Origin of the sequence: Sphingopyxis sp. P8 (genome assembly GCF_020622175.1) — a bacterium.
GTDB lineage: Bacteria > Pseudomonadota > Alphaproteobacteria > Sphingomonadales > Sphingomonadaceae > Sphingopyxis > Sphingopyxis jiangsuensis.
Window position 1 is genome coordinate 1,176,820 of the sequence record NZ_JACNMK010000002.1, and the last position, 14,305, is coordinate 1,191,124.

Consider the following 14,305-nt stretch of genomic DNA (forward strand, 5'->3'; position numbering starts at 1 on the left):
CGAGTGCAACTGGATGGAAACGCGCCGCTTTTCGCGGGGGCGCGGAGCACGCTTTTTCGGGACGGAGAATCATGGCAGAGCGGCCTGGGGCCAAATCGACGGCAGGCCCATTTTGGAGCAGGGGGCGGAACTTGGCAGATAGCGAGGGGGGCGACGAGCGGCTGAGCGAGGAACGACGGCTCGACACCCTGCGCGAATATCGATTGCTCGATACCGATCCCGAAGTTGCATTCGACCGTTTGACCAAGCTCGTCGCCGATCTCTTCGACGTCCCGATCGCGCTGATCTCGTTGGTCGACGAATGCCGCCAGTGGTTCAAGTCGGCGCACGGTCTCGACATCGACCAGACCCCGCGCGACATCAGCTTTTGCCGCCATGTCGTTGCCGACGATTCCCCTCTGGTAGTGACCGACACGCGGACTGATACGCGGTTTGCGGAAAATCCGCTTGTCGTCGGCGAACCCTTCATCCGATTTTATGCGGGCGTTCCGCTGCGTGCCTACAATGGCGCGGTTCTTGGAACATTGTGCATCATCGACAGCGAAGTGCGCGCAGCGCCGTCGCCGCGCGAAATGGAGCGGCTCGAAGATTTCGCCGCGATCATCATGGCCGAAGCCGAATTGCGACGCACCGCGGCCGAGCGCGACGAGGTGCGCCGCATGCTCGAGCGCGCGCTCGATTTTTCGACAACGGCGATCTGGCAACTCGACGCGCGCACCGACGCGCTGCGCTGGCAGGGTGCGACGGCCGAGCTGTGGGGCGCCGATTTCGAAACCGCGCTCAATACCGGCGAGGGTTTTTTCAATCGCGTTCATCCCGACGACCGTGACGGCGTGCGTGCGGTGCTCGACGAGGCGATTGCGAGTGGCACGCCCTATGCCAAGGAGTACCGTATCGTTCATCCCGAACGCGGCGTGCGCTGGATTTCGGCGCGCGGCGACTGGGACGTCGAGGTCGACGATGTGAAGCTGACCGGGATCAGCATCGATATTACCGAGCAGAAGAGCCGGCAGGAGAATACAAACCTGCTGATGCGCGAGCTGCATCACCGGATGCGCAACCTGTTCGCGACCGTCAGCGCGATCATTTCGCTCACCCGCCACGCCGCGACCGGCGTCGATGATTATGTCGAGCGGATCACGAGCAGGCTCGACGCGCTCAACCGCGCGCAGAACGTCCTGCTCGGTGCCAATTTCATGACGGGGTCGATGCACGCGCTGATGCGCGAAGTGCAGGCCGCCTTTCCGCGCATCCGCTGGTCGGGACCCGACCTGCTCCTCCCCGAGAACGCGCTGGTCGCCATGGCGCTCGTCTTCAACGAACTTGCGACCAACGCCGTCAAGCATGGCGCGCTCTCGGTTGCCGACGGCCGCGTCGACGTCAACTGGAGCCAGGACCCGGACGACGATGCCGACCGTCGTTTCCATCTCACCTGGTCCGAAAGTGGTGGAACGGGCGAAGTCGTCGCCCCCGATCGCACGAGTTTCGGAACGTTGCTGATGGAACGCAGCGTGCGCAACAATCTGGGTGGCACGATTGATCGGCGATGGGAGGCTGCGGGACTGGTCGTTAAAATCGCGCTGCCTGCGCGGTGGCACGAGGTGTGATGATCGAAAGGGCTTTGTTCTTTTTTCGTTCTTCATGCTAATGTCGGCGCATGACCGGATCGGCCGCCTCAGCAGTTGAGGGATGAGGGTGTTGCCAAAACCTTGGCTCGAACCGCATCCACACGGGCTTTATGTGAAGCCGGCCGACCTGTGGATCGACCCGTCGCGCCCGGTCGAACGCGCTGCGGTGACGCACGGCCACGCCGATCATGCGCGCAGCGGGCACACATCGGTGTTCGCGACCCCCGAAACGCTTGCCATCATGGCGCTGCGCTATGGCGTCGATGTCGCGGCGCGCGAGAACCGCGCCTTTGCCTATGGCGACGGCTTCGAGCGGGGCGGGGTGCGCTTCAGCTTTCATCCGGCGGGACATGTGCTCGGCAGCGCGCAGATTTTGATGGAATATGCGGGCGAGCGGATCGTCGTCACCGGCGATTACAAGCGCCGCGCCGATCCGACCTGCGCGCGGTTCGAGGTCGTCCCGTGCGAGATCTTCATCACCGAGGCGACCTTTGGCCTGCCGGTCTTCCGCCACCCGCCGACGCACGACGAAATCGGCAAGCTGATCGCCGCGGTGCGCGCCGAGCCGGACCGGTCGGTGCTCGTCGGCGCCTATGCGCTCGGCAAGGCGCAGCGCGTCATCGCCGAATTGCGCGGCGCTGGGTGGAACGCGCCGGTCTTCATCCACGGTGCGCTCGAACGCATGTGCGCGCTCTATGCCGACCATGGCGTCGACCTAGGGCCGCTGCGCCTCGTGAGCGAGGCCGAAAAGAACGAAATGGCGGGGCAGATCGTGCTAGCGCCGCCTTCGGCCCTCAACGACCGCTGGTCGCGGCGGCTGCCCAACCCCGTCACCGCAATGGCGTCGGGCTGGATGCGCGTTCGCCAGCGCGCGCGACAGCGTATGGTCGAACTGCCGCTCGTCATTTCTGACCATGCCGACTGGGACGAACTCACCACGACGATCGAAGAGGTGAACCCGAAGGAAAGCTGGATCACCCATGGCAGCGAAGATGGCCTTTTGCGCTGGTGCGAACTCCACCAGCGCAAGGCGCGCGCGCTGCATTTCGTCGGGCGCGATATGGAGGAAGAGGCGTGAAGGCCTTTGCCGCGCTCATCGACCGCCTTATTTATACGCGCTCGCGCAATTCGAAGCTCGCGCTGATCGTCGATTACCTCCGCCACACCCCCGATCCCGATCGCGGCTGGGCGCTCGCCGCGCTCACCGAAGCGCTCGATTTCCCCGCGGTGAAGGCGGGGACGGTACGCGCGCTGCTCGCGACGCGCGTGGACGAGGAATTGTTCCGCCTGTCGCGGCATTTTGTCGGCGATACCGCGGAAACGGCGGCGCTGCTGTGGCCTGAAAAGCCCCTCCCCTTCAGGGGAAGGGTTGGGGTGGGGGCCGCCGGACTTGAGCAAGGGGGCGGACCCCCACCCGCTGCGACTAAGGAGCGGAACTCCCAAGTCTCGCCGCCCTCCCCTGAAGGGAAGGGCGGATTGAGCGTCTCCGGCGCTGTCGCCACCCTCTCCGCCGCCACGCGCAGCGATGCGCCGGCGGTGCTGACCGGATTGCTCGACCGTCTGGACGCCGACGGGCGCTACGCACTGCTCAAGATGGCGCTCGGCGGGATGCGCGTCGGCGTGTCGGCGCGGCTTGCGAAACAGGCATTTGCGCAGGCATTCGACGTCGGGATCGACGATGTGGAGGAGTTGTGGCACGCGATCCCGCCGCCCTATGAAGCGCTCTTCGCCTGGGGTGAGGGGCGCGCCGCGCGGCCCGACCTTGCCGACGTCGCCTTTTTCCGCCCCTTCATGCTTGCGCATCCGCTCGAAGGCGAAAGCATCGACCTTGCCGACTATGCCGCCGAGTGGAAATGGGACGGCATCCGCGTTCAGATCGCGCATGGTGGCGGCGAAACGCGCATCTACAGCCGCGGCGGCGAGGAAATCAGCGCTGCCTTCCCCGAACTCGTCGGGGCGTTCGATCAGGATGCGGTGATCGACGGCGAATTGCTCGTGCGCGGCGAGGTGCAGGGGGGTGAGGCCGCAAGCTTCAACGCGCTGCAGCAGCGCCTCGGGCGCAAGACGGTGACGAAGAAAATGCTCGCCGACTTTCCCGCCTTCGTGCGCGTTTACGATCTGCTTGCGGTCGATGGCGAAGATTTGCGCGGCCTGCCGTGGACGGGGCGGCGGCGGCAGCTTGAGGCCTTTGTTCCGCGCCTTGCCGCGAGCCATTTCGACCTGTCGCCCCTGATCGAGGCCGCCGACTTTGCCGAACTCGCGGCGCTGCGTGCCGGTGCGCGCGACGCGGCGATCGAGGGGGTGATGCTCAAACGCCGCGACGCGCCCTATGTCGCGGGGCGCCGCGCCGGGCTCTGGTACAAATGGAAGCGCGACCCGCTCACCGCCGATTGCGTGATGATGTACGCGCAGCGCGGCAACGGCCGCCGTGCGAGCTTTTATTCGGATTATACTTTCGGCTGCTGGAGCGAGGCGGGCGAGTTGTTGCCCGTTGGCAAGGCCTATTCAGGCTTCACCGACGACGAGCTCAAATGGCTCGACAAATTCGTCCGCACTAACACCGTCGACCGCTTCGGCCCGGTGCGCGAGGTTGAAAAGACGCTGGTGCTCGAAGTCGCCTTCGATTCGATCCACGCGTCGAAGCGGCACAAGTCGGGCCTCGCGATGCGCTTCCCCCGCATTTCGCGCATCCGCCGCGACAAGCCCGCCGAAGAGGCCGACCGGATCGCGACGTTGCAGGCGATGGTGACGTGACGATTAAACCCCTCCCGTTCAGGGGAGGGGCGGGGTGGGGCTGTCGATGTAGCCAAGGCCGCCGACCCCCACCCGCTGCGACTAGCGAACAAGTTCGCAAGTCTCGCTGCCCTCCCCTGAAGGAGAGGGCGTAGATACGAAAATTCCCCGTCATGGGGTTGCAACCGCAGCCCCCGATACCGAGTTAGCCAAGCGACAGCAAAAAAAGGAGACTGCCATGACGATCGCTCACCCCCCGCTCCCCTATGCCCACGACGCGCTCGCGCCGCACATCTCGGCGGAGACGCTGCAGACCCATCATGGCAAGCATCACAAAACCTATGTCGACAAGGTCAACGCCGCGATCGAGGGCACCGATCTTGCCGACAAGAGCCTCGAGGAAATCATCCACCACGCCGAGGGCGCCGGCAACAAGGGGCTGTTCAACAACAGCGCCCAGTCGTGGAACCATGCCTTTTACTGGAACAGCATGGCGCCGGCGAAGACGGCGCCCGAGGGCGATCTCGCCGCCGCGATCGACCGCGACTTCGGTTCGCTCGACGAGCTCAAGAAGAAGCTGAAGGATACGGCGATCAATCATTTTGCGTCGGGCTGGGCCTGGCTGATCGCCAAGGACGGCAAGCTGTCGGTCACCGACACGCACGATGCCGGGACCGAACTGGCGGCGGGTATCAAGCCGCTGCTCGTCGTCGATGTGTGGGAACATGCCTATTATATCGACCGCAAGAATGTCCGCCCCGACTATGTGAATGCGGTGGTTGATGAACTGCTCAACTGGGACTTCGCTGCGGAGAATTTCGCGCGCGACGGGGCGTGGACCTATCCGGCGTAAACCAATGACCCTCCCTGTGCCGTAGGCATGGGGAGGTGGCAGCGCGAAGCGCTGACGGAGGGGCAATGGCGCGATGTTGCCGCCCCTCCACCACCTTTGGCGGTCCCCCTCCCCATCGCTTCGCGACAGGGGGGAATTTTATTGTAATCCGTAACGAAAATTGGCTCGCACCGCCTATCCCGACGATCGTAATCCGCCTATAGGCGCGCCATGACGATCAGCCTGTTCGAACTCTTCAAGATCGGCGTCGGACCCTCAAGCTCGCACACCGTCGGCCCGATGGTCGCGGCGCGGCGTTTTGCGCTCTGGCTCGACGAGCATGGCCTGCTCGGCCGGACGGCGCATGTCGAGGCCGACCTGTACGGCTCGCTCGCGCTGACGGGGAAGGGGCACGCCGCCGACACCGCGGTCGTCGCGGGGCTTGCGGGCGAAATCCCGGCCTCGACCAGCCTTGCCGCGATCAAGGCGCATTGGGACCGCGCCGAAGGCGAGGGGTTCCTCTACCTGCTCGGCCGCCAGCGCGTGCGTTTCCAGCCCTCGCGCGACCTGCATTTCCAGATGCGCCAGCGCCAGCCCTTTCACAGCAACGCCTTGAGCTTCACCGCGCGCGACAATGACGGCGAAGTGCTCGCGAAGCGCATGTATTTCTCGATCGGCGGTGGCTTCGTCGTCGACGAGGAGGAGGCGGGGCGCAACAGCCGCGGCGGCGAGGATGAAGTCGATCTGCCCTATCCCTTCACCTCGGGCGCCGACCTGCTTGAAATGGGCGCGGCGTCGGGCAAGAGCTTCGCCGAGATGATGCTCGAAAACGAGCTTGTCCATCGCAGCATCGAGGAGGTCGAGGCGGGGCTCGATGAAATCGCCGCGGCGATGGACGCATCGATCGACGCGGGCTGCTGCAGCACCGGGACGCTCCCCGGCGGGCTCAAGGTCAAGCGCCGCGCGCCGCAAATCGCCGCCGACATCCGCGAACGGCACGAATCGAACCTTTGCGACCCGATGCAGATGATGGACTGGATCAACCTGTGGGCGATGGCGGTGAATGAAGAAAACGCCGCCGGCGGCAAGGTCGTCACCGCGCCGACCAACGGCGCGGCGGGGATCATCCCCGCGGTGATCCGCTATTACCGCCGCAGCTATCGCGGCGATGCAAAGGGCGTGCGCACCTTCCTGCTCGCCGCGGGCGCGGTCGGTGCGCTCTACAAGCGCAACGCCAGCATCTCGGGCGCCGAGGTCGGCTGCCAGGGCGAGGTCGGCGTCGCCTGCTCGATGGCGGCGGCGGGGCTGACCGCCGCGCTCGGCGGCACCAACGCGCAGGTCGAGAATGCCGCCGAGATCGGCATGGAGCATAATCTCGGCCTCACCTGCGATCCCATCGGCGGGCTGGTGCAGATTCCGTGCATCGAACGCAACGCGATGGGCGCGATCAAAGCGATCGACGCGAGCCGCATCGCGATGATAGGCGACGGCACGCATGTCGTCAGCCTCGACACGGTGATCGCGACGATGCTGCAGACGGGGCGGGATATGCGCGACAAATATAAGGAAACGTCGAAGGGCGGGCTGGCGGTCAGCGTGGTTGAGTGTTGATCGCCCCCGTTTCCTCCATCGTCATTCCGGACTTGATCCGGGGTCTATGACTTCGTCGCCGTAATGGACCCCGGATCAAGTCCGGCGTGACGATATCAGGGGCACCGACCTCAATCCTCCCTGTCGCGGAGCGATGGGGAGGGGGACCGCGCCCGCAGGGCGTGGTGGAGGGGCGGCGACGGTTGCGCCATCGCCGCTCCGTCAGCGCTTCGCGGTGCCACGTCCTCATGGCTGCGCCACAGGGAGGACGATGAGCGTCTTGCATTGCCGCCCCATTTGCCTGATTGGAGCGCCCGAGAAGGAGACCGCCCCATGAAGACCCGCGCCGCCGTCGCATTCGAAGCGAAGAAGCCGCTCGAAATCGTCGAACTCGACCTCGAAGGCCCGAAGGCGGGCGAGGTGCTGGTCGAGATCATGGCGACAGGGATTTGCCACACCGATGCCTATACGCTCGACGGTCTCGACAGCGAGGGCATCTTTCCGAGCGTGCTGGGGCATGAGGGCGCAGGCGTCGTGCGCGAGGTCGGCGCGGGCGTCACCAGCGTCGTTCCCGGCGACCATGTCATCCCGCTCTACACCCCCGAGTGCCGCCAGTGCAAAAGCTGCCTGTCGGGCAAGACCAACCTCTGCACCGCGATCCGCGCGACGCAGGGCAAGGGGCTGATGCCCGACGGCACGACGCGCTTTTCGTACAAGGGCCAGCCGATCTATCATTATATGGGCTGTTCGACCTTTTCGAACTTCACGGTGCTGCCCGAGATTGCGGTCGCGAAAATCCGCGAGGACGCGCCCTTCCAGACGAGCTGCTACATCGGTTGCGGCGTGACAACCGGCGTCGGCGCGGTGATCAACACCGCGAAGGTGCAGGTCGGCGACAATGTTGTCGTCTTCGGGCTGGGCGGCATCGGGCTCAACGTGATTCAGGGTGCGCGACTTGCGGGTGCGAACCAGATCATCGGCGTCGACATCAACCCCGACCGCGAGGAATGGGGCCGCAAGTTCGGCATGACCGACTTCCTGAATTCGAAGGGCATGAGCCGCGAGGATGTAGTCGCGGCGATCGTCACGATGACCGATGGCGGCGCCGATTATACCTTCGACGCGACGGGCAATACCGAAGTGATGCGGATCGCATTGGAAGCCTGTCACCGCGGCTGGGGCACCAGTATCATCATCGGCGTCGCCGAGGCGGGCAAGGAAATCGCGACGCGGCCGTTTCAGCTCGTCACCGGGCGCAACTGGCGCGGCACCGCGTTCGGCGGCGCCAAGGGGCGCACCGATGTGCCGAAGATCGTCGATATGTACATGACCGGCAAGATCGAGATCGACCCGATGATCACCCACGTCATGGGGCTGGAAGACATCAACAAGGGCTTCGACCTGATGCACGCGGGCGAGAGCATCCGCAGCGTTGTCGTTTATTGATTGCGAAAGAGGAAGCTATGTTCAGCCATGTGACGCTCGGGTCGAACGATATCGAGGCGAGCCAGACCTTCTATGACGCGATCCTCGGCGCGCTCGGCATCCCCGCGGGGCGGATCGACGAGCGTGGGCGCCTCATCTACATGCACGCCGGTGGGCGGCTCGTCATCACGCGGCCGGTCGACGGCAGGCTTGCCGCGTGCGGCAACGGTCATACGCTCGGCTTCCTCGCCGCCTCGCCCGAAGCGGTCGACGCCTGGCATGCCGCAGGGGTCGAAAATGGCGGCACCACCGCAGAAGATCCGCCGGGCGTTCGCCACGCGACCGAGGGGCGCACCGTCTATCTCGCCTATCTGCGCGATCCCGACGGCAACAAGCTGTGCGCGTCGCACAAGATTTCGGGCTGACATGGGCGCGGACAGCGGTGCTTCCTATGTGCTGACCTTCAGCTGCGTCGATACCGTCGGGATCGTCGCGGCGGTGACGGGACTGCTCGCGGAGCGCGACGGCTTCATCCTCGACAGCCAGCAATATGCCGACCTCGATTCGGGGCGATTCTTCATGCGCGTCGAGTTTCGAGGCGCCGGACCGCGCTTTCCCGACACGCTTTCGGGAGTCGAAGCGGCGTTCGCGCCGGTCACGCAGCGTTTTCAGATGGACGCGCGGATCAGCGATGCGAGCGCCAAGCCGCGTTTCGTTATCGCGGTGTCGCAGGGCAGCCATTGCCTCAACGACCTGCTCCACCGCTGGTCGACCGGCAACCTCGCCATCGACATTGTCGGCGTCGTATCGAACCACGAGGCGCAGCGGCGGCTGTCCGAATGGCATGGTGTGCCCTTTCACTATCTGCCCGTCAGCGACGCAAACCGCGCCGAGCAGGAGGAGGCGATCCTCGACATCATGGCACGCGGCGGTGCCGACTATCTGGTGCTTGCGCGCTATATGCAGGTTCTGTCGGCAGATCTGTCGGCAAAGCTCGCCGGGCGCTGCATCAACATCCACCACAGTTTTCTGCCCGGCTTCAAGGGCGCGAAACCCTATCACCGCGCGCATGAGCGCGGGGTGAAGCTGATCGGCGCGACCGCGCATTTCGTGACGAGCGACCTCGACGAGGGGCCGATTATCGAGCAGGCGGTCGAGCGCGTCGACCATCGCGACTCGATCGACGATCTGATCCGAACCGGCCGCGATATCGAGGCACAGGTGCTTGCGCGGGCGGTGCGCTGGGTCGCCGAACAGCGCGTGCTGATCGACGGGCGCAAGACAGTTGTCTTCCGCTGAACCGAGGCTCAGGATAAGTCGCTAATCGCAACGAATCAGCAGGAGTGGGAAGGATGTACAGCCACAATATGGTCGGGTCGAACGACCTCGAAGCATCGAAGAAATTCTATGACGCGACCTTCCAGGCGATCGGCGGCAAGCCGGGGATCGTCGATGACAAGGGACGCCTCGTTTACATGCACAACGGCGGCTTGTTCCTGGTGACCGCGCCGATCGACGGCGAGCCTGCCACGGCCGGCAACGGCTGCACCATCGGTTTTGCGATGGACGGTCCCGAGCAGGCCGACGCATGGCACAAGGCGGGCGTCGAAAATGGCGGGACGGCAATCGAGGACCCGCCGGGCGTTCGCGAGGGCGGCTTCGGTCAGCTCTATCTCGCCTATTTGCGCGACCCGTCGGGGAACAAGCTCTGCGCGCTCCACCGCGTCGTTTGAGCGGGGGACTTGATGCGCGGTGAAGCGGGCTTGCTGGCCGACCTTGAAACGCTGGCGATCCCTTTCACCGCGCACGAACATATTGCGGTGTTCACCGTCGCCGAAAGCGATGCGGTGAACGCCGATATCCCCGGCGCGCACACGAAAAACCTGTTCCTCAAGGACGCTGGCGGTGCCTTCTGGCTCGTTACCGTCCCGTCCGAGACGCGCGTCGATTTGAAGGCGCTGCCGGCGGCAATCGGCTGCAAGCGCGTGAGCTTTGGCAAGGCCGAGGATATGCAGCGCCTGCTCGGCATCGCGCCGGGGTCGGTGACCCCGCTCGCTGCGATCAACGCCCCGCCGGGAAGTATCACTGTGGTGCTCGATGCGGCGCTGGCGACCGTCGACCGGGTCAACGTCCATCCCTTGCGCAACACAGCGACGCTCGGGCTGGCGGGGGCAATGATCCTCGACCTGCTTCGTCATTGGGGGCATGCACCAGTAGTGGCAGCGATCCCGGTGCAGGCGGGCTAGCGCTCGCCGAACAGCTCGGGATTCCGGAACGCCTTGGCCAGGTGATCGATCCACGCCCGCACCAGTGGCGGCAAGCCGGTGCGCGTGGTGAAGACGAGATGGACGATCCCGTTCTCGCTCCGCCATTCGGGCAGGACCCGGACGAGCGTGCCCGCGCGCAACTCGACGGCGCAGGCGTGGTCAGGGAGGAGCGCGACACCAAGCCCGGCGAGCGCGGCGGCGCGAACGGCGCTGAAATCGTCGCAGCGCAGGCGGGGGCGGTGCCGGATGCTGTCGATGGTCCCATCGCGGTGCTCGAGCCGCCAGATCACGTCCGCGCCATCGCTTGCCGAGCTTAATGTCGGCATCTGCTTGAGCGCCGCGAGGTCGCTGCCCCCGACCAGGTTGGCGAGCGCCGGGCTAGCGATCAATATGCGGCGGCTGTGCGCGAGCGTCCGCATTGTCAGCGCCGCATCGGTGTCGAGCCGCGTGCGGACGCGCAACGCGACGTCGATCCGCTCGGCGATGACGTCGGCGGGGCGGTCGGCGGCGAGTATCTCGATATTGCCCTTGGGATAGAGCGTCAGAAACTCGGGCAGCATGTCGGAAATCATTGGCACCAGACCGCTCGGGCATGACATGCGCACAGTGCCGCGCGGTTCGGACAGGCTCGCCTCGACCAGCGCCTCGGCGCGATCGGCGGCGGCGACCGCAAGCTGGCATTGCGCGTGAAAGGCAAGACCGATGTCGGTGACACGGAAACGCCGCGACGATCGCTCGATCAACCGCGCGCCAAGCCGATTCTCTAGCGCCGCGATGCGTCGGCTCAGCTTCGATTTGGGAACATGCAGCGCGCGTCCGGCGGGTGCGAAGCCGCCATTGGTCACCACCGCGTCGAAAAAGCGCAGATCGTTGAGGTCCTGCATATGATCGTTCTATCAATGGAACGATAAGTGTCAATATATCCCCCTACAGCAGGTATCGTTGCGGATTTACCTCCTTCTTATCGGACGGCGAACGGTTCGCCGCTCACGAAAAGGAGAATGACAATGACCTATGATCTGACCAACAAAGTCGCCGTCGTCACCGGTGGGAACAGCGGCATCGGCCTCGGAATCGCGCAGGAACTCGCCGAACAGGGCGCGAAGGTTTTCGTGACCGGGCGTCGTCAGGAAGAACTCGATGCCGCCGTCAAGCTGATCGGCCATGGCGCGGTCGGCGTTCAGGGCGACGTCACCAGCTTCGCCGATCTCGATCATCTCTATGATGTTGTCCAGCAGCATGGCGCGCCGATCGACATCCTCGTCGCCAACGCCGGCGGCGGCGCATTCCAGCCGCTCGGTGAAATCACCGAGGAGGAATTCGACCGCACCTTCGGCCTGAACGTCAAAGCGACATTGTTTACCGTGCAAAAGGCGCTGCCGCTGCTTCGCGATGGTGCGTCGATCATCCTGACCGGCTCGACGACTTCGACGCGTTCGGAACCGGCGTTCAGTGTTTACGGCGCGACCAAGGCTGCGATCCGCAATTTCGCCCGCAGCTGGATTCTCGACCTCCGCGATCGCAAGCTCCGCGTTAACGTGATCGCGCCGGGTGCGACGACCACCCCTGGGCTCAAGGGTCTCGCCTCGACCGATGAGCAATGGAATGCGCTCGAAGGCGAGTTTGCCGCCCGGGTTCCGCTCGGCCGGCTCGCCGACCCGCGCGAAATCGGCAAGGTCGCGGCTTTCCTCGCCTCCGACGCGGCAAGCTATGTCAACGGCGTCGAACTCTTCGTCGACGGCGGTTTCGCCCAGATCTGATCGTCACCGAATTTCGCCCGACCCCGTTGTCCGCAAGGACGGCGGGGTTGCGCGTGCGGGGCGTGCGCGGCACAAGGCGCCATGACCCTCGAAACCCTCTCCACCGTTCGCAGCCACGGCGGCACGCAAGGCGTGTACAAGCATGCGAGCACGACGACGGGCACCGACATGACCTTCGCGGTCTTTGTCCCCGACCACGAGCCCGGCGCAAAGCTGCCCGTACTCTGGTATCTGTCAGGGCTGACCTGCACCCATGCCAATGTGATGGAAAAGGGCGAATATCGCGCCGCGTGCGCCGAGTATGGCGTGATCTTTGTCGCGCCTGACACCAGCCCGCGCGGCGAGGGCGTGCCTGACGATCCCGAGGGCGCGTGGGATTTCGGGCTGGGAGCGGGCTTTTATGTCGATGCAACCGAGGAGCCGTGGGCCAAGCATTACCGGATGCGCTCCTATGTCGAGGATGAACTGCCCTCGCTGATCCTGCGCAATTTCGCGAGCGCCGACCTGACGCGGCAGGCGATCAGCGGCCATTCGATGGGCGGGCATGGCGCGCTGACGATCGGGCTACGCAACCAGGATCGTTTCCGTTCGGTGTCGGCCTTTTCGCCGATCGTCTCGCCACTCCACTGCCCGTGGGGCGAAAAGGCGCTCGGCCATCATCTGGGCGACGACCGCGAGGAATGGCGCGCCTATGACGCTTGCGCGCTGCTCGATGACGGGCTGCGCGTTCCCGACCTGCTCGTCGATCAGGGCGATGCCGACAATTTCCTGACCGAACAGCTGAAGACCGAGCTGCTCGTCGCGGCGTGCGAACGGAACGGCCAGAAAGCCGAAATCCGGATGCAGCCGGGGTACGACCACAGCTATTATTTCATCTCGACCTTCATGGCCGAGCATGTTGCGTGGCATGCCGAGCGGTTGAAGGCTTGAGACAAATGAAAGGCTCCCGTCTCTGCGGGAGCACGCACGAGCTTGTCGGTCAGGGCCGCAACAGCGTCGAACCCGTCGTCCGCCCGGCCGCGAGGTCGGCGTGCGCGCGGGCGGCATCCTGGAGGCCATAGCGCTGCCCGATCGTGACCGTCACCGCACCGCTGCCGATCATCTCGAACACGCGCGCGGCGCCCGCCGCCCGCTCGCCGGGGTCGAGATAATAGTCGAACAGCGTCGGCCGCGTCACGAACTGCGAGCCATGCTGCGCGAGAATGCCCAGGTTGACGCCTGTCACCGGTCCGCCTGCATTGCCATAGCTGACGATCAGCCCGCGCCGGGCGGTAGCTTTCAGCGAGACCTCCCAAGTCGCCATACCGATGCCATCGAAGGTCACGGGCACGCCCTGGCCATCGGTGATCTCGCGGACATGCGCCGCGACATCGTCCTGCTTGTAGCGAATGACATGGTCGGCACCCGCTTCGCGCGCCGCATGTTCCTTGGCTTCGGTGCTGACGGTGCCGATGACCGTCGCGCCGATCGCCTTGAGCCACTGGACGAGGATCAGCCCGACGCCGCCCGCCGCGGCGTGGACGAGGACGGGCCAGCCCGCCTCGACCTTTGCGCAGCGCTCGACGAGCGCCTCGACGGTGCAGGCCTTGAGCAAAGCGGCGGCGGCAATATCGTCGTCGATGGCCGAGGGCAGCTTGAACAGCGACGACGCCTTGACGAGCCGCGCGCTCGCATAGGCGCTGCGTTCGGGGCCGAAGGTCGCGACGCGGTCGCCAGGCTTGAAGCCGTGGACGCCTTCGCCGACGGCAACGACCTCGCCCGCCGCCTCGAGCCCCAGCCCGCCGGGAAGGTCGATCGGATAGGTGCCGTCGCGGTGATAAATGTCGATATAGTTGAGCCCGACCGCAGTCTGACGGACGAGCAGTTGTCCGGGGCCGGGATTGTCGAGCGTCACCTCGCGCCACTCTATGACTTCGGGACCGCCCTGGGTCTCTATGAAGGCTTCGATGGCTTTCATGGCGCGCGCTCCTGCTGTCCGGCCCATCTGGTGGGCCGAACCGGGGAACGCAAGTGTCGTGCGACCGCGCCATGCGTCATTGCGAGGAACCGAAGGCGAGAATTGCTTCGCCA

14 protein-coding genes are annotated in these 14,305 nt (G+C 65.2%); 12 read left to right on the forward strand and 2 right to left on the reverse strand.

The annotated features are described in order from the left end of the window. Positions 1-131 precede the first annotated feature (131 nt). The 10 genes from H7692_RS15195 to H7692_RS14090 all read left to right on the forward strand — a co-directional run bounded on the left by H7692_RS15195 (position 132) and on the right by H7692_RS14090 (position 10,454). Positions 132-1,607 (forward strand): GAF domain-containing protein, encoded by a 1,476-nt coding sequence (locus tag H7692_RS15195; RefSeq protein ID WP_314817414.1) that lies wholly within the window; start codon positions 132-134, stop codon positions 1,605-1,607. An 82-nt stretch (positions 1,608-1,689) separates the two neighbouring features. After that, a complete protein-coding gene (locus H7692_RS14050) occupies positions 1,690-2,706 on the forward strand; it encodes a ligase-associated DNA damage response exonuclease (RefSeq protein WP_222137192.1) in 1,017 nt (338 codons plus the stop codon). Then, positions 2,703-4,382, forward strand: a complete 1,680-nt coding sequence (locus H7692_RS14055) for a cisplatin damage response ATP-dependent DNA ligase (RefSeq protein WP_222137193.1) — start codon at positions 2,703-2,705, stop codon at positions 4,380-4,382. The genes H7692_RS14050 and H7692_RS14055 overlap by 4 nt, the downstream gene beginning before the upstream one ends. Before the next feature lie 217 nt (positions 4,383-4,599). Then, entirely contained in the window at positions 4,600-5,214 is a 615-nt protein-coding gene (locus tag H7692_RS14060) for a superoxide dismutase (RefSeq protein WP_201927660.1), read from the forward strand. A 210-nt stretch (positions 5,215-5,424) separates the two neighbouring features. Then, complete coding sequence (locus H7692_RS14065) at positions 5,425-6,804, forward strand: L-serine ammonia-lyase (RefSeq protein WP_222137194.1); 1,380 nt, start codon at positions 5,425-5,427, stop codon at positions 6,802-6,804. 312 nt (positions 6,805-7,116) lie between these two features. Then, a complete protein-coding gene (locus tag H7692_RS14070) occupies positions 7,117-8,229 on the forward strand; it encodes an S-(hydroxymethyl)glutathione dehydrogenase/class III alcohol dehydrogenase (RefSeq protein WP_227340391.1) in 1,113 nt (370 codons plus the stop codon). A gap of 17 nt (positions 8,230-8,246) precedes the next feature. After that, positions 8,247-8,633, forward strand: a complete 387-nt coding sequence (locus H7692_RS14075) for a VOC family protein (protein ID WP_201927656.1) — start codon at positions 8,247-8,249, stop codon at positions 8,631-8,633. Position 8,634: 1 nt separating this feature from the next. Further along, positions 8,635-9,507 carry a formyltetrahydrofolate deformylase gene (gene purU / locus H7692_RS14080; protein ID WP_227340392.1) on the forward strand — a complete coding sequence of 291 codons (873 nt, stop codon included), beginning with the start codon at positions 8,635-8,637 and terminating at the stop codon, positions 9,505-9,507. 53 nt (positions 9,508-9,560) lie between these two features. Then, positions 9,561-9,941: a VOC family protein gene (locus H7692_RS14085; RefSeq protein ID WP_227340393.1), complete on the forward strand. Its 381-nt coding sequence runs from the start codon at positions 9,561-9,563 to the stop codon at positions 9,939-9,941. 12 nt (positions 9,942-9,953) lie between these two features. Beyond that, entirely contained in the window at positions 9,954-10,454 is a 501-nt protein-coding gene (locus H7692_RS14090; RefSeq protein ID WP_227340394.1) for a prolyl-tRNA synthetase associated domain-containing protein, read from the forward strand. Here H7692_RS14090 and H7692_RS14095 read toward each other — a convergent pair. After that, the gene (locus H7692_RS14095; RefSeq protein ID WP_227340395.1) at positions 10,451-11,359 is read right to left on the reverse strand and encodes a LysR family transcriptional regulator; all 909 of its coding nucleotides are present in this window, start codon (positions 11,357-11,359) and stop codon (positions 10,451-10,453) included. The genes H7692_RS14090 and H7692_RS14095 overlap by 4 nt on opposite strands. 123 nt (positions 11,360-11,482) lie before the next feature. On the opposite strand from H7692_RS14095, the gene H7692_RS14100 reads away from it, so the two are divergent. Next, positions 11,483-12,235: an SDR family NAD(P)-dependent oxidoreductase gene (locus tag H7692_RS14100; protein WP_222137197.1), complete on the forward strand. Its 753-nt coding sequence runs from the start codon at positions 11,483-11,485 to the stop codon at positions 12,233-12,235. Positions 12,236-12,316: 81 nt separating this feature from the next. After that, positions 12,317-13,165, forward strand: a complete 849-nt coding sequence (gene fghA / locus H7692_RS14105; RefSeq protein WP_227340396.1) for an S-formylglutathione hydrolase — start codon at positions 12,317-12,319, stop codon at positions 13,163-13,165. 49 nt (positions 13,166-13,214) lie between these two features. On the opposite strand, the gene H7692_RS14110 is transcribed toward fghA, so the two are convergent. Continuing rightward, positions 13,215-14,192: a quinone oxidoreductase family protein gene (locus H7692_RS14110; RefSeq protein ID WP_227340397.1), complete on the reverse strand. Its 978-nt coding sequence runs from the start codon at positions 14,190-14,192 to the stop codon at positions 13,215-13,217. Between the last annotated feature and the right edge of the window lie 113 nt (positions 14,193-14,305).